22 protein-coding genes are annotated in these 21,824 nt (G+C 63.6%); 16 read left to right on the top strand and 6 right to left on the bottom strand.

Annotated features, from left to right (window positions below; translation table 11 throughout):
* Nucleotides 1-61: 61 nt before the first annotated feature.
* A complete protein-coding gene (gene slmA / locus AC1DEK_RS09260) occupies nt 62-706 on the top strand; it encodes a nucleoid occlusion factor SlmA (protein ID WP_478124929.1) in 645 nt (214 codons plus the stop codon).
* Between the two features lie 21 nt (nt 707-727).
* On the opposite strand, the gene AC1DEK_RS09255 is transcribed toward slmA, so the two are convergent.
* Nucleotides 728-1,126, bottom strand: a complete 399-nt coding sequence (locus tag AC1DEK_RS09255) for a YjjA family protein (protein ID WP_478124928.1) — start codon at nt 1,124-1,126, stop codon at nt 728-730.
* Between the two features lie 121 nt (nt 1,127-1,247).
* Here AC1DEK_RS09255 and AC1DEK_RS09250 point away from each other — a divergent pair, with 121 nt between their 5' ends.
* A complete protein-coding gene (locus AC1DEK_RS09250) occupies nt 1,248-2,627 on the top strand; it encodes a TAXI family TRAP transporter solute-binding subunit (protein ID WP_478124927.1) in 1,380 nt (459 codons plus the stop codon).
* A gap of 84 nt (nt 2,628-2,711) precedes the next feature.
* Here AC1DEK_RS09250 and AC1DEK_RS09245 read toward each other — a convergent pair whose 3' ends face one another.
* The 4 genes from AC1DEK_RS09245 to AC1DEK_RS09230 all read right to left on the bottom strand — a co-directional run bounded on the left by AC1DEK_RS09245 (nt 2,712) and on the right by AC1DEK_RS09230 (nt 6,595).
* Entirely contained in the window at nt 2,712-3,062 is a 351-nt protein-coding gene (locus tag AC1DEK_RS09245; protein WP_478124926.1) for an alpha/beta hydrolase, read from the bottom strand.
* A gap of 218 nt (nt 3,063-3,280) precedes the next feature.
* Entirely contained in the window at nt 3,281-4,339 is a 1,059-nt protein-coding gene (locus tag AC1DEK_RS09240) for a malate/lactate/ureidoglycolate dehydrogenase (RefSeq protein ID WP_478124925.1), read from the bottom strand.
* A 12-nt stretch (nt 4,340-4,351) separates the two neighbouring features.
* The gene (locus AC1DEK_RS09235; protein ID WP_478124924.1) at nt 4,352-5,878 is read right to left on the bottom strand and encodes a UxaA family hydrolase; all 1,527 of its coding nucleotides are present in this window, start codon (nt 5,876-5,878) and stop codon (nt 4,352-4,354) included.
* Nucleotides 5,879-5,887: 9 nt separating this feature from the next.
* On the bottom strand, nt 5,888-6,595 hold the full coding sequence (locus AC1DEK_RS09230; protein ID WP_478124923.1) for a FadR/GntR family transcriptional regulator: 708 nt from the start codon (nt 6,593-6,595) through the stop codon (nt 5,888-5,890).
* 172 nt (nt 6,596-6,767) lie between these two features.
* On the opposite strand from AC1DEK_RS09230, the gene AC1DEK_RS09225 reads away from it, so the two are divergent.
* The 13 genes from AC1DEK_RS09225 to AC1DEK_RS09165 all read left to right on the top strand — a co-directional run bounded on the left by AC1DEK_RS09225 (nt 6,768) and on the right by AC1DEK_RS09165 (nt 19,514).
* The gene (locus tag AC1DEK_RS09225; RefSeq protein WP_478124922.1) at nt 6,768-7,502 is read left to right on the top strand and encodes an SDR family oxidoreductase; all 735 of its coding nucleotides are present in this window, start codon (nt 6,768-6,770) and stop codon (nt 7,500-7,502) included.
* The gene (locus tag AC1DEK_RS09220; RefSeq protein WP_478124921.1) at nt 7,499-8,245 is read left to right on the top strand and encodes an SDR family NAD(P)-dependent oxidoreductase; all 747 of its coding nucleotides are present in this window, start codon (nt 7,499-7,501) and stop codon (nt 8,243-8,245) included. The genes AC1DEK_RS09225 and AC1DEK_RS09220 overlap by 4 nt, the downstream gene beginning before the upstream one ends.
* A gap of 25 nt (nt 8,246-8,270) precedes the next feature.
* Nucleotides 8,271-9,119: a fumarylacetoacetate hydrolase family protein gene (locus AC1DEK_RS09215; RefSeq protein ID WP_478124920.1), complete on the top strand. Its 849-nt coding sequence runs from the start codon at nt 8,271-8,273 to the stop codon at nt 9,117-9,119.
* A 167-nt stretch (nt 9,120-9,286) separates the two neighbouring features.
* On the top strand, nt 9,287-9,817 hold the full coding sequence (locus tag AC1DEK_RS09210) for a hypothetical protein (RefSeq protein WP_478124919.1): 531 nt from the start codon (nt 9,287-9,289) through the stop codon (nt 9,815-9,817).
* Nucleotides 9,814-10,335 carry a hypothetical protein gene (locus AC1DEK_RS09205; RefSeq protein WP_478124918.1) on the top strand — a complete coding sequence of 174 codons (522 nt, stop codon included), beginning with the start codon at nt 9,814-9,816 and terminating at the stop codon, nt 10,333-10,335. The genes AC1DEK_RS09210 and AC1DEK_RS09205 overlap by 4 nt, the downstream gene beginning before the upstream one ends.
* A gap of 130 nt (nt 10,336-10,465) precedes the next feature.
* On the top strand, nt 10,466-11,155 hold the full coding sequence (locus AC1DEK_RS09200; protein WP_478124917.1) for a TetR/AcrR family transcriptional regulator: 690 nt from the start codon (nt 10,466-10,468) through the stop codon (nt 11,153-11,155).
* 84 nt (nt 11,156-11,239) lie between these two features.
* The gene (locus AC1DEK_RS09195) at nt 11,240-13,036 is read left to right on the top strand and encodes an acyl-CoA dehydrogenase C-terminal domain-containing protein (protein ID WP_478124916.1); all 1,797 of its coding nucleotides are present in this window, start codon (nt 11,240-11,242) and stop codon (nt 13,034-13,036) included.
* Between the two features lie 5 nt (nt 13,037-13,041).
* Nucleotides 13,042-13,473 carry a DUF2147 domain-containing protein gene (locus AC1DEK_RS09190; protein ID WP_478124915.1) on the top strand — a complete coding sequence of 144 codons (432 nt, stop codon included), beginning with the start codon at nt 13,042-13,044 and terminating at the stop codon, nt 13,471-13,473.
* Nucleotides 13,474-13,602: 129 nt separating this feature from the next.
* Nucleotides 13,603-16,002 carry a 3-hydroxyacyl-CoA dehydrogenase/enoyl-CoA hydratase family protein gene (locus AC1DEK_RS09185; RefSeq protein ID WP_478124914.1) on the top strand — a complete coding sequence of 800 codons (2,400 nt, stop codon included), beginning with the start codon at nt 13,603-13,605 and terminating at the stop codon, nt 16,000-16,002.
* A gap of 11 nt (nt 16,003-16,013) precedes the next feature.
* The gene (locus AC1DEK_RS09180) at nt 16,014-17,213 is read left to right on the top strand and encodes an acetyl-CoA C-acyltransferase (protein ID WP_478124913.1); all 1,200 of its coding nucleotides are present in this window, start codon (nt 16,014-16,016) and stop codon (nt 17,211-17,213) included.
* A 78-nt stretch (nt 17,214-17,291) separates the two neighbouring features.
* Nucleotides 17,292-18,122: an acyl-CoA thioesterase gene (locus AC1DEK_RS09175; protein WP_478124912.1), complete on the top strand. Its 831-nt coding sequence runs from the start codon at nt 17,292-17,294 to the stop codon at nt 18,120-18,122.
* Between the two features lie 6 nt (nt 18,123-18,128).
* Nucleotides 18,129-18,725, top strand: a complete 597-nt coding sequence (locus AC1DEK_RS09170) for a DsbA family protein (RefSeq protein ID WP_478124911.1) — start codon at nt 18,129-18,131, stop codon at nt 18,723-18,725.
* A 24-nt stretch (nt 18,726-18,749) separates the two neighbouring features.
* Entirely contained in the window at nt 18,750-19,514 is a 765-nt protein-coding gene (locus AC1DEK_RS09165; protein ID WP_478124910.1) for an enoyl-CoA hydratase, read from the top strand.
* Here AC1DEK_RS09165 and AC1DEK_RS09160 read toward each other — a convergent pair whose 3' ends face one another.
* Entirely contained in the window at nt 19,515-19,937 is a 423-nt protein-coding gene (locus AC1DEK_RS09160; RefSeq protein ID WP_478124909.1) for an acyl-CoA thioesterase, read from the bottom strand. It lies immediately after the preceding gene.
* A gap of 40 nt (nt 19,938-19,977) precedes the next feature.
* On the opposite strand from AC1DEK_RS09160, the gene AC1DEK_RS09155 reads away from it, so the two are divergent.
* Nucleotides 19,978-21,813 (top strand): ABCB family ABC transporter ATP-binding protein/permease, encoded by a 1,836-nt coding sequence (locus tag AC1DEK_RS09155; protein WP_478124908.1) that lies wholly within the window; start codon nt 19,978-19,980, stop codon nt 21,811-21,813.
* Nucleotides 21,814-21,824: the final 11 nt, after the last annotated feature.

Below are 21,824 nucleotides of genomic sequence, written 5' to 3'. Positions count from 1 at the left end.
CCTGTAGGCACGCACTCACTGCCCTGTGCGAGAATCATTTTTTTACATTTTGCACGCGCCCATGCAGAACGATGAGTCAAGCGCCCTTGGCGCCCCCAGCAGTTCAGAACCGGTGCCCGTAGCGCCGCGCAAGCGGCCAAAGCCGGGTGAACGGCGTGTGCAGATTCTTCAGGCGCTCGCCGCCATGCTCGAACAGCCCGGCGCCGAACGTGTGACCACGGCTGGACTGGCTGCGAGGCTTGAAGTCAGCGAGGCCGCGCTTTACCGCCACTTCGCGAGCAAGGCGCAAATGTTCGAGGGTCTGATCGACTTCATCGAGCAGAGCGTTTTCACGCTCATCAATCAGATCGTCGAACGCGATGCGGCAGGCCGCGAACAGGCGACGCGCATCATCGCGATGCTCGTTCAGTTTGCCGAGAAGAATCCGGGAATGACTCGCGTGATGGTCGGCGACGCGCTCGTCTTCGAGAACGAGCGCCTGCAAAGTCGCATGAACCAGTTCTTCGACAAGATCGAGGCGACGCTGCGTCAATCGCTGCGTGACGCGGCCTCCGAAGACGGCGCCGCCACTCCCACGGTCGATGCACAAGTGCGGGCTTCGGCGCTCACCGCGTTCGTGGTGGGGCGGCTCCAGCGCTTTGCGCGCTCGGGCTTCAGGCGGCCACCGTCAGAGCACCTGGACGCCGCTGTCGCCCTGATGCTCTGAAGGCGGCCTCTGGTGAGCGCGTCAGATCATCGACTTCGCTTGATTGAGGACGAAATCGCAAGCCCGCTTCGTCAGTTCGGCCTTGAGCCCGCCGCCGGTCAAATCGACTTTCTTGCCGTCGCTGCTGGTCAAGATCCCTTGTGAGCCGTTCACGAATCCCTCGTCGGACGCAGGCTTGCCGCCCGGGATCTTGCTCATCAGTTGATCCTTCAGCGACGAGGCGCCGTCCCCGCTCAGATAGTTGTTCTTCAGGCAGTACTGCAGCACACCGGCGGCGTTGCCCACGCTTCCCGAAGTCAGCGACGAAGCGCCTGACGAGCCTCCGGCGAGGCCTTTGAGCATGTCCAGACCTTGTGCGTGCGCGCCGCCGAGGGCGCCGAGCAGGACCAGCGCGAAACCGTGCCGTGCGAATTGATGCATCTACCACTCCTTGAGAACTTGAAAAAACCCGACGACCATAGCGCAAGCCCGCAGCGTGGCGCCGGCGACATTGAAACAGTTCGTCGTCAGAATGCGACGTGAAACGAGCCCGCTTTCAACCATGAAGACTCCGGCCATTACATCGCTGCCGACCGCAAGACGCCTGATGTATTGGCTTGCCTTGGTGGCAGTGCTGACATTGCTGATTTGGGCCGTGGTGCGCTACGTGAGTCCGACGCCGCCTCGGACCCTCGTGATGAGCACCGGCGTTATCGACGGCGCCTATCACCGATTCGGCCTGCGCTACCAGGAGATATTGAAGGCCAACGGCATCACGCTCCAACTGCGCACTTCGAGCGGCGGCGTCGAGAACCTTCAACGCCTGAACGAGGGCTCGGTGTCGGTCGCGTTCGCCCAGGGTGGGACGGGCGTTCTCGCCGTCGACCCAGACACTTCACCCGACGCGACGCCGCTGCGTTCACTGGCCACGGTGGCTTTCGAGCCGGTGTGGATCTTCACGCACAGCCTCGATGTGTCGAAGGGGCTGGGGGCGCTCGCTGGCAAGCGCATTGCAGTGGGTGTTCCGGGCAGCGGCAACTACAAGGTCGCCAGCCAGCTGTTGTCGGTCTACGGGGTGGCTGTTGCCGATGGGCAGCAGAGCGCCGCCGATGGCACCACGTTTGTCAGTGCCGGAGGCATGACGGCAGCGGACCTGCTCACCAGCCGGCAGGTGGATGCCGCCATCATCATCGCCGCGCCCGAGGCCCCGGCTGTGCAGGCGCTTCTCGCGAACAGCGCGGTGCGGCTGGCTTCGCTCGATCATGTCGAAGGCTTGGCGCGGCGTTTTCCGTACTTCCAGCCGGTGAGCCTGAAGCGCGGATCGGTGGACCCCAAGCGCGACATGCCGTCGCGCGACATCAATCTGCTCGCCACGACCGCGAACCTCGTCGCGCGCGATGAACTGCATCCGGCGCTGGTCTATCTCCTGCTCGAAGCGGCCCGGCAGGTGCACAGGCAGCCGAGCCTCATCAATCGGCCGGAGGATTTTCCGAGTTTGCGTGCCGCGGACTTTCCGCTGTCGACCGATGCGGAGCGCTACTTCAAGAATGGCCGCCCGTTCCTGCAGAACTACCTGCCGTTCTGGGCTGCCAATTACGTGCAGCGGCTGCTTCTGTTGCTCGTGCCGCTGGCCGCCATCCTGATTCCGCTGGCGCGGGTGTTGCCCGAGCTGATCGCCTGGCGGCGCCAGAGCCGGCTGTATCGGCGCTACGGAGAACTGAAATTCCTGGAACAGGATCTGGCGTCGCGCAAGCTCGACGCGGGCGAGCGCGCCGAAGCCCTGGCCCGGCTCGATCACATCGAGGAAGAAATCATCGAAACCAAGTTCCCGCTGGATTTCACCGACCGCGTCTACACGTTGCGCCAGCACGTGGACTACGTGCGCGCGCAATTGCAGCGCCAGATCGAAAGCGGCGAGTCCGGGCACAAGCCAGCGCGTTGATTGGCGGGCTGCGCATCAGCCATCAAACGAAAAAAAGCCGGACCCGACATGCGGGTCCGGCTCTTTCGACCTGATCGCGGTGGATTACAGGGCGGCTTGGCGCGTGAACGAAACCCTGGGCTTGCTGTAAGCGGCAGGCACTTGGTCGCGATAGAACGCACGGCGGTCAAGGCTTTGCAGCGGGTTGTGGGCTGCCGCAACGGCTGCCTCGCGAACGGTGCTGCGGTCGGTCGTCGAAGCAATGCTCTGCACGCCGGCTTGGGCGCTGTCGCTGTACGGGTTGCCGCTGCGTGCGGCCGTCACTGCGCCCGGAGCCACTTCGGCGCGGGTGTTTCCGTTGGTCAGGGCATGGACGCCGTCATAGGTTTCGGCTTGTGCGCCCACGGCTGCGAGCAAGGTCAGGGCAGCGGCGGCGACGATTTTCGAGGTCTTCATTTCACAGTTCCTTCAATTCGATGGATGATTTCGAACCGGTCGCGGGGTGTGTCGGTATCCGTTGCCGGAAGCGACAGCGCTCTGTGCCTGTTCACTCAGATCAGCTTGTTTGCCGGTCCGTGAGACGAAGTTTGCGCTAGAAGACTAAGTAAAAACCCTCGAAAAAGGAAGCGCGGTGTCACTCGTTTGGAAACAATCGAAGCGCGCTCCCTGGCCCGTCAGTCGATTTCGACACCGACCTGTTTGCCTGCTTGGACGATTTCGCGCCAGGTCGCGTCGTCGAGCCAGATGCCTTCTTGCTCGCGCGCTGCGCGCGCCTTGCGCTCAGGTTCGCCCGCGATCTGCACGGCATCGAAGCCGGCGCCCGGCGGGCTCTGACGCAGCCAATCGATGAAGGCGCGTGCTTCCTGCTCGAAGGTGGCTTGCGTGCCCAGCTTCGCAGGGTCGATCAACACCGCGAGCATGCCGTTGAGAACGGTCTTGGCGGTGTCGGCCGGGCGGTGCCAAGTGCCGCCGCCCGTCAGTGCGCCGCCGAGCAGTTCGCAAGCCACTGCCATGCCATAACCCTTGTGTTCGCCGAAAGTCATGAGCGCCCCGAAGAGGCCATTGCTTTGGGGCACAACCACGACACCGGGATCATTGGTGGGTGCCCCATGCTCGTCGATCAGGTGTCCGGGAGCCACACGCTCGCCCTTGTTGTAGGCGACCCGCATTTTTCCTTGGGCCACGCGGCTGGTGGCGAAGTCGAGGATGAACGGCTGCGCGCCCGCGAGCGGCACGCCGATGCAGCACGGGTTGGTGCCGAAGCGCCCATCCCCGCCGCCCCACGGCGCCACCACAGGGCGCGAAAGCACGTTCACGAAGTGCATGGCCACCAGCCCCTGCGCCGTCGCCATTTCGGCGAAGTGCCCGATGCGCCCCAGGTGATGCGAATGCGCGAGAGAGACGATGCAGCTACCGTGCTGCTTCGCGCGCGCGATGCCGAGTTCCATGGCTTGCACGCCGACGATCTGCCCGTAGCCGTGTTGGCCGTCGAGCGAGAGCATCGCGCCTGCGTCGAGATTGATCTTGACGGATGCATTTGGCTTGAGCCCGCCTTCGGCGACCGCGCCGACATAGCGCGGCACCATCCCCACGCCATGCGAATCGTGTCCGCTCAGATTGGCGAGGACGAGATTGCCTGCGACCTGTTCGGCCTCGGCCGGACTGCTGCCCGCGGCCTGGATGATGGCTGCGACTTGCTTTCGAAGTGTGGATGCGTGAAGTGTTCTGGACATTGTTTTTCTCAGTCACATGACCGCGCCGACTTGCCACGGCACGAATTCGTTCTGGCCGTAGCCGTGCTTTTCGCTCTTTGAATGCTCGCCCGAGGCGGTTGCCAACACGAGGTCGAAGATGCGCTGGCCCATTTCCTGGATGGACACCGTGCCTTCGACAATCTCGCCGCAGTTGATGTCCATGTCTTCCTCTTGCCGCTGCCAAAGCGCTGAGTTGGTCGCCAGCTTGAGCGAAGGCGAGGGCGCGCAGCCATAGGCGGAGCCGCGCCCGGTGGTGAAGCAGATCATGTTTGCGCCGCCGGCCACTTGCCCTGTCGCGCTGACCGGGTCGTAACCCGGCGTGTCCATGTAGACGAAGCCATGCGCACGCACGGGCTCTGCGTATTCATAGACCGCTTCGAGATTGCTGGTGCCACCCTTTGCCACTGCGCCGAGCGATTTTTCGAGAATGGTCGTGAGCCCGCCGGCCTTGTTGCCCGGAGAGGGGTTGTTGTTCATCTCGCCTTCGTTGATGGCGGTGTAGTGCTCCCACCAGCGGATGCGCTCGACGAGCTTTTCACCGACTTCGCGGCGCACCGCGCGGCGCGTCAGCAGATGCTCGGCGCCGTACACCTCGGGCGTTTCCGAAAGGATCGCCGTGCCGCCATGGGCGACCAGCAGGTCCACCGCCGCGCCGAGCGCCGGATTGGCGCTGATGCCCGAATAGCCATCCGAGCCGCCGCATTGGAGCCCGATCGTGATGTGCGCAGCGCTGCAGGGTTCGCGCTTCACGGCATTCGCGCGCGGCAGCATCGCGTTGATGAGTGCCACGCCTTTCTCGACCGTCTTGCGCGTGCCGCCCGTGTCCTGGATGTTGAAGACGCGGAAGTTCTCGCCTTCGCTGAGATTGCCGGTGGCGAGCCACGCGTTGATCTGGTTCGCCTCGCAGCCGAGGCCGACCACCAGAACCGCGGCGAAGTTGGCATGCGTTGCGTAGCCGGTCAGCGTGCGCTCCAGGATTTGCATGCCCATGCCGCCGGTGTCCATGCCACAGCCCGTGCCGTGCGTGAGCGCGACCACGCCGTCGATGTTCCGATAGTCCGCGAGCGCCGCCGGGTTCGTCTTGCGCGAGAAGTGATCGGCGATCGCCCGGGCAGCCGTTGCCGAGCAGTTCACGCTGGTCAGCACGCCGATGTAGTTGCGGGTTGCCACGCGGCCATCTGCGCGGCGAATGCCCATGAAGGTGGCTTCGCGCGGCGCGGGCGAGGGCTTCACATCTGCGCCGAAGGCATAGTCGCGCTCGAAATGCCCCTTGTCCGGACCCATGTCGAGGTTGTGCGTGTGTACGTGTTCACCGGGCGCGATCGGCTTGCTCGCGAAGCCGATGATCTGGTTGTAGCGGCGCACGGGTTCGCCCTGCGCGATGGCACGCACGGCAACCTTGTGTCCGGGCGGAATCAGCCCGCGGGCGGTGACGCCTTCGACCGGCGTGCCGCCGACCAGTTGGCCGCGTGCGATCACCACGTCGTCAGCGGGATGGAGTCGAATAAATGGGTTCATCGTCGGGTCCTAGGAAGCCTGTGCGCGGCGCCAGCTCGCGCTGAATCTCTGGTGCGATTTGTCCATGTGCGCATGCATCGCCTTGCGCGCGCCTTCCGCGTCGCGCTCGGCAATGGCGTCGCGGATGGCTTCATGCTCGGCGATGGCGCAGCGCCATGATTTCACGGTCTCAAAATACCCGCCGAGCCGCGTGAAGATGGGCCCATTGCGCGAATCCCAGAAGGTCTGCACGGTTTCTGACAACACCGCATTGCCGCAGGCATCCACGATGGCGAGATGAAAAGCCCGGTCCCCTTCGAGCGGCATCACGTTGCGGTCGGCATGCTCGCGCATCTGTTCGATCGCGCGTGTCATCGCGGCCACGTCTTTGCGTTTGCCCAGTGTGGCGGCGAGGGCGGCCGTTTCGCCTTCAACCACGCGCCGAGCGCGGATCAGTTCGAGCGGCCCCCATTCGGTCGCTTCGACCGGTGCAGCCGCCCGCTTCGAGCGATCGAGCACGTACACGCCGGAGCCTGTCCTGACCTCGACCCAGCCTTCGACTTCCAGCGCGATCAGCGCCTCGCGCACCGACGGCCGGCTCACGCCAAGGGCGCGAGACAAGTCGCGCTCGGCGGGCAGTCGATCGCCGGTGGCAAATTCGCCTGTCGCGATCAGGTCGCGGAGTTGGTCGGCGATCTGGCGATAGAGACGGCGCGGTTCGAGGGTCTGTAGCGGCACGAATCAGGCGGCGCGCTGGCGCCGGGCTTAAGGGTTGTCCTGAATTGGACAAGTGGTCAGGCCAATTCAGAATACGATTGGCACCGCGCAGCGGCCATCGGGCGAAACCCTCGACGCGACGATTGCAAGCGGCGCAAAGCCATCCCATCAGATTCAAAACGAGGGGCATCGCATGAGACTCCAGGGCAAGACCGTGCTCGTGACGGCAGCCGGACAAGGCATCGGCTACGCCAGCGCACTCGCTCTCGCGGCTGAGGGCGCGCAAGTCTGGGCAACGGACATCAACGAGAAACTGCTCGAACGCTACGCAGGCGTCGCCAACATCCAGGCGTCGAAGCTCGATGTGCTCGACAAGGCCGCCATCGCCGCATTCGTGAAGGCGCTGCCTGCGCTCGACGTGCTCTTCAACTGCGCCGGCGTCGTGCACAACGGCACGGCGTTGCAGGCAACCGAAGACGATCTCGACTTTGCCTTTCATCTCAACGTGCGTGCGCAGTTTCGGCTGATCCAGGCCGTGCTGCCGGGCATGCTCGCGAAGGGCCGCGGCAGCATCATCAACATGGCGAGCGTTTGCTCCAGCATCAAGGGGCTGCCCAACCGCTGCGTGTATGGCACGACCAAGGCGGCCGTTCTCGGCCTGACCAAGAGCGTGGCGGCCGACTACGTGGCGCAGGGAATTCGCTGCAACGCGGTGTGCCCTGGCACAGTCGACACGCCGTCCCTGGGCGACCGTATCAACGCCAATCCCGATCCGGTGGAAGCGCGCAAGGCTTTCGTCGCGCGCCAGCCCATGGGCCGGCTGGCCCAGCCCGAAGAGATCGCGCCGCTGATCGTGTTCCTTGCCAGCGATGAATCGCAGTTCGTCACCGGGCAGGCCTACGCGGCCGATGGCGGCATCACGATATGAATCAACTCGACTTCGCCGGCCGGCATGCAGTCGTGACCGGCGGGGCCACCGGACTCGGCTACGGCATAGCGCAACGTTTGCTGGCTTCCGGCGGCAGCGTGACCATCTGGGATCGCGACGGCGAGGCCGCCACCAAGGCTGCATGGGCGCTTGGAGCCAAGGCCTTCGCGCTCACGGTCGACGTGACGCAGCAGCCTTCGGTGGCAAAGGCAGTCGCGGCGACGCTTGCGCAGGCGCGCCGCATCGATGCGCTCATCAACAGCGCCGGCATCACCGGACCGAACACCAAGCTCTGGGACTATCCCGTCGATGCGTGGCGGCAAGTGGTGGACGTGAACCTCAACGGTCCTTTCATCTGCTGCCGTGAAGTCGTGGCGCAGATGCGGACACAGGGCTATGGCCGCATCGTCAACATCGCCTCAGTCGCCGGCAAGGAAGGCAACCCCAATGCCAGCGCCTACAGCGCGAGCAAGGCAGGCCTGATTGCACTGACCAAATCGCTCGGCAAGGAACTCGCCGACACCGGTATTCGCGTCAACTGCGTGACGCCGGCAGCGGTGAAGACCGCAATCTTCGACCAGATGACGCCGGAGCACATCGCGTTCATGTTGTCGAAGATCCCGATGGGCCGCTTCGGCAAGGTCGAGGAAATCGCGGCGATGGTCGCGTGGCTTTGCACCGAGGATTGTTCATTTTCCACGGGCGCGGTGTTCGACCTCTCGGGTGGCCGTTCGACCTATTGATGCATGCAACTGAAAGGACTGACTGATGAAACTCGTTCGCTATGGCAATCCGGGCAAGGAAAAGCCGGGCCTCATCGATGAAGACGGCAAACTGCGCGATCTCAGCGGCTTGGTCAAGGACATCGGCCCGGAGCAGTTGGGCGACGCCGCCATCGCCAAGCTGCGCCGGGCGAAGGTCGACAAGCTGCCGCTGGTCAGGGGCAAGCCACGCTTGGGTTGTCCGGTTGCGAACGTCGGCAAGTTCATCGCGATCGGTCTCAACTATGCCGACCATGCGGCCGAATCGGGCCTCCCGATTCCGGCTGAGCCGGTGGTCTTCATGAAGGCCATCAGCTGCATCCAGGGTCCTGACGATGCCGTCATGCTGCCCAAGAACTCCGTCAAGAGCGACTGGGAAGTCGAACTGGGCGTGGTGATCGGCGCACGCGCACGCTATGTGTCGCAAAAGGACGCGCTGAATTTCGTGGCCGGCTACTGCACCATCAACGATGTCAGCGAGCGCGAATACCAGATCGAGCGCGGCGGCACCTGGGACAAGGGCAAGGGCTGCGACACCTTCGGCCCGATCGGTCCGTGGTTGGTGACGCGCGACGATGTTCCGAACCCGCAGAAGCTTGGCATGTGGCTCGACCTTAACGGCAAGCGCATGCAGACCGGAAGCACAAAGACGATGATCTTCAGCGTCGCCAAGATCGTGAGCTATCTCAGCCAGTTCATGACCCTGATGCCCGGCGACGTGATCACGACCGGCACGCCGCCGGGCGTCGGCCTCGGCATGAAGCCGCCGCTCTTCCTGAAGAAGGGCGACGTCATGACGCTGGGGATCGAGGGTCTCGGAGAGCAACGGCAGGAAGTCGTCCCCTTCAAGCTCTGAACGTCTGAACGCGCTACGTATGGCGATGGCCTACTGATAAATCAGAAAGGTCGCGCTCCTGTCGAGAACAGGTCGCTGGTTCTATCGACGAGACTTGAAATTCCGCTCCAACCGCGTCTGTCGCGCTTGCGGGATTCCAAGTCTCTTCGGTCAGGATCAGCGCTCAAATGTTCTATTCCCATCGGCTCGCATTGGCGGGCCTCATCGCATTCAGCTCGGCAATGGCGCTGAGCGGGTGTGGTTCGCTGCTGAGCGAAAGCGCTTCGGCCGGAGCCGGTATTGCCGGCGGCGCAATCGCCGGTGCGCTCACGGACAACGCTGGCGTCGCAGCTGGCATTGGCATCGGCGTACAGGCGATCGCGCGCTCCGGCGTTCAGTACGGACAGCGAAAGATCCACGCAGAGGCGCAGCACCAGATTGCGCAGATCGCCGGGCCGCTCAAGATCGGCCAGGTCAAGCCTTGGAAGACGAAGCTTTCGCTTCCGCTCGAACCCGAAGAAGCCGGCCGCGTCACGGTCAGCCGTGTCATCAGTACCGGCGAGCTCGACTGCAAGGAGATCGTCGTTTCGGTAGAGCAGAGCGGCAGGAACGCGCTGCCGGCCAGTGAGTTCTATGTGGCGTCCATCTGCCGCAACGGCAGCCGCTGGGCCTGGGCATCAGCCGAGCCCGCGACAGAGCGCTGGGGATCGTTGCAGTGACCATCGATGTCCTTGCGCGTGGGGGATTGAAGCTGGCCGCCGTGATGGCGTGTCTTGCGGCTTTGAGTGCCTGCAAATCTGTCGGCGGCATTGCCGGCGCGGTCACAGGCGTGGCGTCCGGCGCTGCGGCTTCGAATCCGGCTGTGGGCGTGGCCGTCGGTATTGGCGTGCAGGCGGGCGTGAATGAATCCATCAACAGGTTCATGCGCCACTTGAGCCAGGAAGAGCAGGCGCAGATCGCGTCCGTGGTCGGCCAGATGGAAATCGGAGAGCGCCGCCCTTGGGAGATTCGGCACTCCGTGCCTTACGGCAATGCGCAAGGCGAGGTCACCGTCGCCCGAGCTTTCAAGACACCTCTGGCTGCTTGCAAGGAGGCGGTGTTTTCGGTCGACGACGCGGACGCGAAGAGCGCCGGAATCCCGCAGCCCCGCTTCGTGACCTTTGCTTGCCAAGGCGCGAATGGCTGGAAATGGGCAACTGCCGAGCCGGCGGTTTCGCGTTGGGGAACGCTGCAATAGGCCAAGCAGCAGGATGGAATGGGGCAGGATGAGAAAAAGACCCGCGACTGTTGCGGGTCTTTGCACTTTCGGAGGACAGAAAAGTCCTGCAAAATAGAACGATCGTTCGTTTTATTTTGCAAGCCACGCAATGCCCGTGTCCTCCGCTTCCGCCAAGTCCGCCCGTGCGCCCCAGAAGGGACAGCAGACCAAGGCCGTCATCATCGATGCGGCGTTGAATCTCGCCGCCCAGATCGGCCTCGAAGGGCTTTCGATCGGCGCTCTTGCCGAAGTGACGCAGATGAGCAAGTCGGGCGTTTTCGCCCACTTCGGCTCGCGCGAGGAACTCCAGATTTCTGTCGTCCGCGAATATCACTCGCGCTTTGAACAGGAAGTTTTCTACCCAGCACTGCATGCCCCGCGCGGACTGCCGCGCCTGCGCGCGCTCTTTGCCAACTGGATGAAGCGCACGTCTGCCGAGATCGACTCGGGCTGCATCTACATCAGCGGCGCGGTCGAATTCGACGATCGGCCCGGACCGGTGCGCGACGCTCTCGCTGATTCGGTCAACACGTGGCTTGGCGCGATGTACCGAGCGGTCGTGCAGGCCAAGTCCGAAGGCCACCTGCGCGAGGACGCTGACGAGAAGCAGATCGCATTCGAGATCCACGCACTGATCCTGGCGCTGCACTACGAAGCGCGCTTTCTGCGCTCTCCCGATTCGCTCGCGCGAGCCAACGTCGGTTTCGACAACATCCTGGCACGCTGCGCATCGTCCGACGCTCCGACTGCCGCCGCGAACGCCCGCCCGGCGCGGCGTCGCTTGAAGACGGTTCCCTGAGCCGCAAGCTCGGCATCGTTCTTTCAGTTCCTGTTTCTCTCAATTCCTTCTTTCAATCCTTCTTTCAAATCCGGAGATCTCTACATGCCCGCCTACACCCCACCTCTTCGCGACATGCAATTCGTCATGCACGAGGTGCTGAAAGTCACCGAGGAATTCAAGGCGATGCCCAAGCATGCGGAAGTCGATGCGGACACCATCAACGCAGTGCTCGAAGAAGGCGGCAAATTTGCGTCCGAAGTGACCTTCCCGCTCAACATCAGCGGCGACGAAGAGGGTTGTGTGCTCGACAAGACCACGCACGAAGTGAGGACGCCCAAGGGATTCAAGGACGCCTACGCGAAGTACGTCGAAGGCGGCTGGGCGGCACTGTCCTGCGATCCGGCCTACGGCGGCCAGGGCCTGCCTTTCGTGGTGAACCAGTGCATCTACGAAATGCTCAATTCGGCCAACCAGGCGTGGACGATGTACCCCGGCCTGTCGCACGGCGCTTACGAAGCCCTCGTGGCGCACGGCACTGAATCGCAGAAAAAGACCTACCTGCCCAAGCTCACGACCGGCGAATGGACCGGCACCATGTGCCTGACCGAACCGCATTGCGGCACCGACCTCGGCATGCTGCGCACCAAGGCCGAGCCGCAGGCCGATGGCACCTACAAGCTGACCGGCAACAAGATTTTCATCTCGGCCGGCGAACACGACATGGCCGAGAACATCATCCACCTCGTGCTTGCCCGCCTGCCGGACGCGCCCAAGGGCAGCAAGGGCATCAGCCTTTTCGTGGTGCCGAAGTTCAACGTGAACGCCGACGGCTCGCTCGGCAGCCGCAACGGTATCTACTGCGGCGGCCTCGAACACAAGATGGGCATCCACGGCAATGCGACGGCGCAGATGGTGCTCGAAGCCGCCAGCGGCACGCTCGTCGGCGAACCCAACAAAGGGTTGGCCGCGATGTTCGTGATGATGAACGCAGCGCGCCTGGGTGTGGGTAACCAGTCGCTCGGCCTGACCGAAGTGGCTTTCCAGAACGCGCTGGCTTATGCCAAGGACCGCATCCAGATGCGCTCGCTCTCGGGCGTCAAGGCCAAGGACAAGGAAGCCGATCCGATCATCGTGCATCCGGACGTGCGCAAGATGCTGATGACTGCCAAGGCCTATGCCGAAGGCGGCCGCGCGCTGGCCATCTACTGCACGTTGCTGCTCGACAAGGAGCACAACCATCCAGACGAGAAGGTGCGCAAGGACTCGGGAGAAATCGTCGCGTTGCTCACCCCCATCGTGAAGGCCTTCATCACCGACAACGGGCACATCTCCACCAACGCCTGCATGCAGGTCTTCGGCGGCCACGGCTTCATCAAGGAATGGGGCATGGAGCAGTTCGTGCGCGACAACCGCATCAACATGATCTATGAAGGCACCAACACCATCCAGTCGCTCGACTTGCTCGGCCGCAAGGTGCTGGGCAACAACGGCGCGACCTTGAAGAAGTTTGGCAAGCTCGTGGGCAAGCTGGTGGAAGAAGAGGGCGTCAACGAAAAGATGAGCGAGTTCATCACGCCGGTGGCGGTGCTAGGTGAGCAGCTCACCAAGTTCACGACCGAGATCGGCTTCAAGGGCTTCCAGAACCCGGACGAAGTTGGCGCGGCGGCTGTCGACTACCTGCGCGTTGCCGGTCACTTCGTCTTCGGCTACCTCTTCGCGCTGATGGCGCGCACGGCGCTGCGCGAGATCGCCGCCGGCAACACCGACCCGTTCTACCAGGCCAAGCTGCAGACGGCGCGCTTCTACTTCGCCAAGCTCTTCCCCGAGACAGCGTCCCTGATGCGTACCGCGCGCGCCGGCGCCGCATCGCTCATGAACACGGACGCCGCACTGGCTTGAACGCCATGAGATCCCTGCTCGCAGTGATTTTCCTCGTGGCCGGCAGTGCGTCGGCATTGGCGCAGGTCAGCCCGGTCGGGCTTTGGCGCAGCGTCGACGACAAGACTGGCGAGGCGAAGGCTGAAATCCGCATCAGCGAATCAGGCGGCGCACTGCAAGGCCGCATCGAAAAGACGCTTAGGAAGGATGCAAAGCCTGACGCCGTGTGCGAGGAGTGCACCGATGACCGCAAGGGCAAGCCGATCGCTGGTCTGGAGATCATCCGGGGCGGCAAGAAAGCCGAGGGCAAGGACGTGTGGGAAGGCGGAAAAATCCTCGACCCCGAAAACGGCAAGGAATATCGCGCGAGCTTCACGCCGATCGACGGCGGGAAGAAACTGGAAGTGCGCGGCTACCTCGGGCCGTTCTGGCGCACGCAAACCTGGAACCGCATGTGAGGAGCCCACCCCCGTTGCTTGCTCACCTCGTGTAGCCGCCTCCCCCCTCGAGGGGGCAACACCGGTGGCCCGGCGGAGCCGGTTCCACGGTGTTCCACCAACCAATCGATCCTTTTTTTAGGTCCAGCTATGTCCAGATTCCAAGTGAAAAAGGTCGCCGTGCTCGGCGCCGGTTTCATGGGGGCGCAGATCGCCGCCCACCTCGTCAACGTACGCGTGCCCGTCGTTCTGTTCGACCTGCCTGCCAAGGAGGGCCCGAAGAACGGCATCGTCTCTCGTGCGATCGACAATCTCAAGAAGCTCAAGCCTGCGCCGCTCGGCGACGTGGCCGATGCTGGCCTGATCGAACAGGCCAACTACGAGGACGATCTTGCCAAGCTCGGCGAATGCGACCTCGTGATCGAAGCGATTGCCGAGCGCATGGACTGGAAGCTCGATCTCTACAAGAAGATCGCGCCGCATGTGGCAAAGCACGCCATCCTTGCTTCGAACACATCGGGCCTGTCGATCACGAAGCTCAGCGAAGCGCTGCCGGAAGCGCTCAAGCCGCATTTCTGCGGCATTCACTTCTTCAATCCGCCGCGCTACATGTTCCTGGTCGAGCTGATCAACACACCGACCACAGAGCCGAGGGTGCTCGATGAGCTCGAAGCCTTTGTCACCAGCACGCTCGGCAAGGGCGTGGTGCGCGCGCACGACACGCCCAACTTCATCGCCAATCGCGTCGGCATCGCCGGCATGTTGGCCACGCTGAAGGAAGTCGAGAAGTTCGGCCTCACGTCCGACGTGGTGGACGACCTCACCGGCAAGAAACTCGGCCGCGCCAGCTCGGGTACCTTCCGCACGGCGGACGTGGTGGGCCTCGACACGATGGCGCACGTGGTCAAGACGCTGCAAGACAACCTCGACGAAAAGAGCGATCCGTTCTATGCGAACTTCGCGACGCCGCCAGTGCTTGCCAAGCTGCTCGAACTCGGCAATCTCGGCCAGAAGACCAAGGCCGGCTTCTTCAAGAAGGCCGGTCGCGACATCCTGCGCTTCGATCTTGCCAAGGGCGAATACGTGCCTTCGGGCGACAAGGCGGACGAAGTCTACGGACGCATGCTCAAAAAACCGGCTCCCGAGCGACTGAAGCTCCTGCGCGAGAGCGAAGGCGCCCAGGGCCAGTTCCTGTGGGCGATTTTGCGCGACAGCTTTCACTATGCGGCGGTTCACCTCGCGACCATCGCCGAAAGCGCGCGCGACATCGACTTCGCCATGCGCTGGGGCTTCGGCATGAAGCAGGGGCCGTTCGAGCTCTGGCAGGAAGCGGGCTGGAAGCAGGTCGCCACCTGGATTCAGGAAGACATCGATGCAGGCAAGGCGCTGTCGACCGCACCGCTGCCGAAGTGGGTCTTCGAGGGCCCGGTGGCCGAAGCCGGCGGCGTGCATACGCCCGAAGGCTCGTGGAGTGCCTCGCAGAGCCGCTTCGTCGCGCGGCGCCGTTTGCCGGTGCACGCGCGGCAGCTGTTCCCTGAAAGCGTTCTCGGCGCGAATGCTCCGGACGCGAACCAGGCCGGCACCACGATCCAGGACGAAGGCGACGTGCGCCTCTGGACGCTCGACGGCGAAGTGCTCATCGCCAGCATCCATTCGAAGATGCACGCCATCAGCCCGGACGTCGCCGAAGCTTTGGCCGCGGGCGTCGAGCTTGCCGAGAAGGAATACAAGGCGATGGTCATCTGGTCGCCCGACGAGGTCTTCTCTGTCGGCGCCGATCTGCAAGCCATGCTCCCCGCCTTTGTGGTCGCAGGCATCGGTGCGGTCGAATCGGCCGAGCAAGAACTCCAGAACGTCATGCTCAAGATTCGCTACGCCAGCGTGCCGGTGATCTCCGCCGTTCGCGGCATGGCACTGGGCGGCGGCTGCGAACTCGCGGTCCACTCGGCAAAGCGCGTCGCAGCGATGGAAAGCTACATCGGGCTCGTGGAAGTGGGTGTCGGCCTCATCCCGGGCGCGGGCGGTCTGACCTACATCGCACGCCGCGCCGCAGAAAACGCGGCAGCCTCGACCGGCACCGACTTGCTGCCCTTCCTGACGGAAGGCTTCACAGCAGCGGCCATGGCGAAGGTCGGCACGGGCGCGCTCGATTCGAAGAAGCTCGGCTATCTGCTGGACAGCGACATCATCGTGCCGAACAAGGATGAACTGCTCTACGTCGCCTTGCAGCAGGCCAGGTCCATGGCCGACGCCGGATGGCGCCCGCCGCTGCGCCGCACCTTCAAGGTAGCGGGCCGCAGTGGAGCAGCCACCATCAAGGGCCAGTTGGTCAACATGCGCGACGGCGGGTTCATCAGCGCGCACGACTTCCACATCGCCAGCCTGATCGCCGAAGTGGTGACGGGCGGCGACGTCGACGCCGGCTCGCTCGTGACCGAGGAATACCTGATGACGCTCGAGCGCAAGGCTTTCTGCTCGCTCATCGTGCATCCCAAGACGCAAGAGCGAATCATGGGCATGCTCAGCACCGGCAAGCCCGTGCGGAACTAAGGACAGACATCATGAGCAAACAAATTCAAGACGCCTACATCGTCTCCGCCACCCGCACGCCAATCGGTAAATCGCATCGCGGGTACTTTCGCAACTACCGTCCCGATGACCTGCTCGCGACCACGCTGAAGGCAGCGCTCGCCGCCGTGCCGGGGCTCGATCCGAAGGCGATCGAGGACATCATCTGCGGTTGCGCGATTCCCGAGGCGCAGCAAGGCCTGAACGTGGCGCGCATCGGCGCGGTGCTCGCGGGCCTGCCCAACAGCATCGGCGGGATCACGGTCAACCGTTTCTGCGCATCCGGCCTCTCGGCCGTGCAGATGGCGGCGGATCGCATCCGCGTCGGCGAAGCGGAGCTGATGATCGCGGCCGGCGTCGAAAGCATGAGCATGGTGCCGATGATGGGCAACTCGCCCTCGCTGTCGCCGTCGATCTTCGAGCGCGACGGCGACGTGGGCATCGCCTACGGGATGGGCCTCACGGCAGAAAAAGTGGCGCAGCAATGGAAGGTCAGCCGCGAAGCGCAGGATGCGTTCGCGCTGCAATCGCACCAGCGCGCGCTGGCTGCGCAGAAGGCTGGCGATTTCAGCGCCGAGATTACCCCGATCCAAGTGACCGACCGCATGCCCAACCTCGAGACGGGCGAAGTCATCTCGAAGGCCCGCACGGTCAGCCTCGACGAAGGTCCGCGTCTCGACACGTCGATCGAAGGCCTCGCCAGGCTGCGAACCGTGTTTGCTGCACGCGGCACGGTGACGGCTGGCAACAGTTCGCAGACTTCCGATGGCGCCGGCGCGCTCATCCTGGCCAGCGAGAAGGCTTGCAAGCAGTTCGACCTGAAACCGCTCGCGCGATTTGTAAGCTTTGCGAGCAAGGGCGTGCCGCCGCACATCATGGGCATCGGCCCGATCGAGGCCATCCCTGCGGCATTGCGCTACGCCGGGCTGACGCAGGACGCCATCGACTGGATCGAACTCAATGAAGCCTTCGCGGCGCAGTCCATTGCCGTGATGAACACGCTGGGCCTCGACCCGGCCAAGGTCAACCCGATGGGCGGCGCCATTGCGCTCGGGCATCCGCTGGGCGCGACCGGCGCTATCCGCTCCGCGACCGTGGTGCACGCGCTGCAGCGCAACAAGCTGAAGTACGGCATGGTCACGATGTGCGTGGGCATGGGGCAGGGCGCGGCAGGGATCTTCGAGCGCGTCTGATGCCTGAGGGTTTGTGAGCAGTAGCAGGCGTCTCCCACACGACTGCACGACTCGTTGACACGGAGGCAAACTCGCGCCATGAACACACATCCCCTCGACAAGGCCCTCGCGCTGACGCACAGCGACATCCGCGCGGGGCTCTTCACCGGCGCGACCAGCCAGGACTACTGGAACATGGTCGGGCCATTCGGCGGCACGACCGCAGCGGTGATGCTGCAGGCCGTGTTGCGGCATCCTGAGTTGCTAGGCGAGCCCGTCGCGCTGACGGTGAACTATGCCGCCGCGTCAGGTGCGGGCGAGTTCGAGGTGCTTGCCATTCCAGTGCGCACCAATCGCTCGACGCAGCACTGGACCGTCGAGATGACCCAGGCCGACACGGACGGCAGGCGGCACGTCACGACGACAGGGACGGTGGTCACGGCAGTGCGCCGCGAGACTTGGGGTGCCAACGACTTGCCGATGCCCGACGTGCCTTCTCCGGAGGCGGTGCCGCGCCTCACCATCGGTCCAGCCAAGGTGGAATGGCTCCAGCGGTATGAGATGCGCCCCATCAAGGGCGTCATCCCCACGAAATGGGACGGTACCGGTGACCATAGTGAAACGCTGATGTGGCTGCGCGACGATGCACCGCGCCCGCTGGATTTCGCATCGCTCGCCGCATTGAGCGATACGTTCTATCCTCGAGTCTGGCTTCGGCGTGCCACGCCGGTGCCGATCGGCACGGTATCGATCACGACCTATTTCCACACCGATTCCGCGTTGCTCGACCAGGTCGGCAGCGGCTACCTGCTGGGGCGCGCCACCGGACAGCAGTTTCGCAATGGCTACTTCGATCAGGCCGCCCAACTCTGGAGCGAAACGGGCGCCTTGCTGGCTACCAGCAACCAGATCGTCTACTTCAAGGAGTGATCGAACATGACCGCGCGATCCGTCGACTTCTATTTCGACTTCGGCAGCCCGGCCTCTTACCTCGGGGCCACGCAGTTGCCGAAAATTTGCGCCGATGCAGGTGCGGAACTGGTCTGGAAGCCGATGCTGCTGGGTGGCGTGTTCCAGGCCACGGGCAATCATTCGCCGGCAACGATCCCGGCCAAGGCGCCCTACATCTTCACTGACTTTGCGCGCTTTGCGCGTCGCTACAAGGTGCCGATCAAGTTCAACCCTCACTTCCCCATCAACACGCTCGTGTTGATGCGGGGCGCCACGGGCATGCAGATGCATGAGCCGGAACGCTTCCAGGCCTATGTCGATGCGGTCTATCGCGCCATGTGGGTCGAGCCGCGCAACCTGAACGACGCTGCAATCGTCGGCGCCGTGTTGCAGGAGGCGGGCTTCGACGCTGCGAAACTGCTCGCGCTGACCAACGCGCAGGACGTGAAAGACCGCCTCAAGGCGGTCACCCAGGAGGCGGTGGAGCGCGGCGTGTTCGGCGCGCCCACCATGTTCGTCGGCGACCAGATGTTCTGGGGCCAGGACAGGCTCGATTTCGTGCGCGAGGCGCTCGCCGCCTGACCCATTTTTTTGCAAGGACCCATCATGAGCGACATCCTCGTCCACACCGAAGCCGGTGTGATGACACTCACCTTCAATCGCCTCGACAAGAAGAATTCGATCACCAGCGCGATGTACGGCGAACTGGCCGACGCGCTGGCCAAGGCCGAGCAGGACAGCGCGGTGCGTGCCGTGCTGATCCAGGGCGATGCCACCATCTTCAGTGCCGGCAACGACATCGGCGACTTTCTCAATGCGCCGCCTTCGACGCAGGACTCGCCGGTGTTCCGCTTCCTGCGCGGGATCGTGGCTTTCCCGAAGCCGATCGTGGCCGCCGTCTGCGGTCCGGCAGTGGGCATCGGTACGACGATGTTGTTCCATTGCGACCTCGTCTATGCCGGCGACAACGCGGCGTTCTCGATGCCTTTCGTCAACCTCGGCTTGTGCCCCGAAGCGGCATCGAGCTTGCTGGTGCCGCAGATGTTTGGATATCACCGCGCCGCCGAGGCATTGCTGCTGGGAGAGCCTTTCATGGCCGAAGCGGCGCTCGAGGTCGGCTTGGTCAATCGCGTCGTGCCGCCGACCGAAGCCAACAGCATTGCCCAGGCACAGGCGCGCAAACTGGCGGCGAAGCCTCTGAGCGCGTTGATCGAAACCAAGCGCCTGATGAAGAAGTCGCAGCAGGCCGCACTGCTGGAGCGCATCGGCGAGGAGGCCCAGAGCTTCGGCCGCATGCTGCGCGAACCCGCGGCGCGCGAGGCGTTCAGCGCCTTCATGGAAAAGCGCCGCCCTGATTTCAAGGACCTTTGATCAGTCCGTGGCGATGGGCCGTGGGCGGCCGTTGTCGTCGATGGCGACATAGGTAAAGGTGGCCTCGGTCACCTTGATGTATTCGCCCTGCGCCTTGAAGCGCTCGGCAAAGACTTCGACTGTCACGGTGACGGAAGTGCGTCCGATACGGTCCAGCTTCGAATAGAACGAGAGGATGTCGCCCAGCCGCACCGGCTGCTTGAAGACGAATTCATTGACGGCGACGGTCGCCATCCGGCCTTTGGCATAGCGGGCCGGGATGACCGAACCCGCAAGGTCGCACTGCGCCATGACCCAGCCGCCGAAGATGTCGCCATTGGCGTTGCAGTCGGCCGGCATCGGGATGACCTTGAGCACGAGTTCCATGTCGGCCGGAAGGCTTTTGAGCTTGGCAGCCACATTGGCACTGGAAGAAGCGGACATGGGCACAATCTGGATCAAATAACAGCCACGATTGTCTCCCATGCGCCGAAGCGGCGAAGCCATTTCTTCACACCACCACGTCTCGGCCAGCCAGCCGGCCCGCAGCGATCGCTCTGACTGGGCGACCCTGCGAAGGCTCTTTCCTTACCTCTGGAACTACAAATGGCGGGTCATGGCGGCGCTTGCCTTCATGATCGGCGCCAAGGTTGCCAATGTCGGCGTGCCGGTGCTGCTCAAGAACCTGGTCGATGCAATGTCGATCAAGCCCGGCAGCGCCGCGTCGCTGCTGGTGGTTCCCATGGGGCTCCTCCTGGCGTATGGACTGCTGCGGCTCTCGACGGCAGTCTTCAATGAACTGCGCGAGTTGGTCTTCGCCAAGGCCACCGAGGGCGCGGCGCGCAGCATTTCGCTCGAAGTCTTTCGCCATCTTCATGCGCTGAGCCTGCGCTTTCACCTGGAGCGCCAGACCGGCGGCATGACGCGCGACATCGAGCGAGGTACGCGCGGTGTGCATTCGCTGATCTCGATGTCGCTCTACAGCATCGTGCCGACCATCATCGAACTGACGCTCGTGCTGTCGGTGCTGGGCGTGAAATTCGACTCCGGCTTCGTCTGGATCACGCTGGCTGCACTGGTGGTCTACATCGCCTTCACCGTCACGGTGACCGAGTGGCGGACCAAGTTCCGCAAGACGATGAACGAACTCGACTCGAAGGCGCAAAGCCATGCGGTCGATTCGCTGCTCAACTACGAGACCGTCAAGTACTTCAATAACGAAGACTTCGAAGCCGGACGCTACGACGAGAGTCTGGAGCGCTACCGCAAGGCGGCGGTCAAGAGCCAGACCACCCTGAGCATGCTCAATGCAGGGCAGCAGTGCCTGATTGCCGTCAGCCTCGTCGCGATGCTCTACCGTGCGACGCAGGGCGTGGTCGACGGACGCATGACGCTGGGCGACCTGGTGATGGTCAATGCCTTCATGATCCAGCTCTACATCCCGCTGAACTTCTTGGGCGTGATCTATCGCGAGATCAAGCAGAGCCTGACCGATCTCGACAAGATGTTCGTGCTGCTTGAAAAAGAGCGCGAAGTGCGCGATGCGCCCGGGGCGAAGCCGCTGGCGGGCCTCGATTCGACCGTGCGCTTCGAAAACGTGAGCTTTGCCTACGAGCCCGCGCGGCCGATCCTCAAGAACGTCAGCTTCGAAATTCCGGCGGGGCAGACCGTGGCGGTGGTCGGACCTTCGGGATCGGGCAAGTCGACGATGGCACGGCTGCTCTATCGCTTCTATGACGTGCAGCAGGGCCGCATCACGATAGGCGGAGAGGACATTCGCCAGGTGACCCAGGCGAGCGTTCGGCATTCGATCGGCATCGTCCCGCAGGACACGGTGCTCTTCAATGACACGGTCGAATACAACATCGCCTATGGCCGGCCGGGCGCCAGTCGCGAGGAGGTGGAAGAAGCCGCGCGCGCCGCACGGATCCACGACTTCATCGTGCACACGCCCAAGGGCTATGAAACGCCCGTGGGCGAACGCGGGCTCAAGCTCTCGGGTGGCGAAAAGCAGCGCGTTGCGATCGCGCGCACGCTGCTGAAGAATCCGCCGATCGTGATCTTTGACGAGGCGACCTCCGCGCTGGATTCGGCCAACGAGCGGGCGATCCAGTCCGAACTCAAGAGCACCGCGCGCAACAAGACCACGCTCGTGATTGCGCACCGGCTTTCGACAGTGGTCGATGCGCATGAGATTCTCGTGCTCGAAAGCGGTGTGATCGTCGAGCGCGGCACGCATGCCGACTTGCTGGCAAAGCAGGGCAAGTACGCGCAGATGTGGAGATTGCAAAAAATCGAGGCGGCGGAGCCCGTGCTGTGATTTGTTTTCAG

This window comes from Variovorax sp. 10N420, assembly GCF_056394705.1.
The sequence above is the reverse complement of the archived record's forward strand: the minus strand, read 5'-3'. Positions and strand labels throughout refer to the sequence as shown.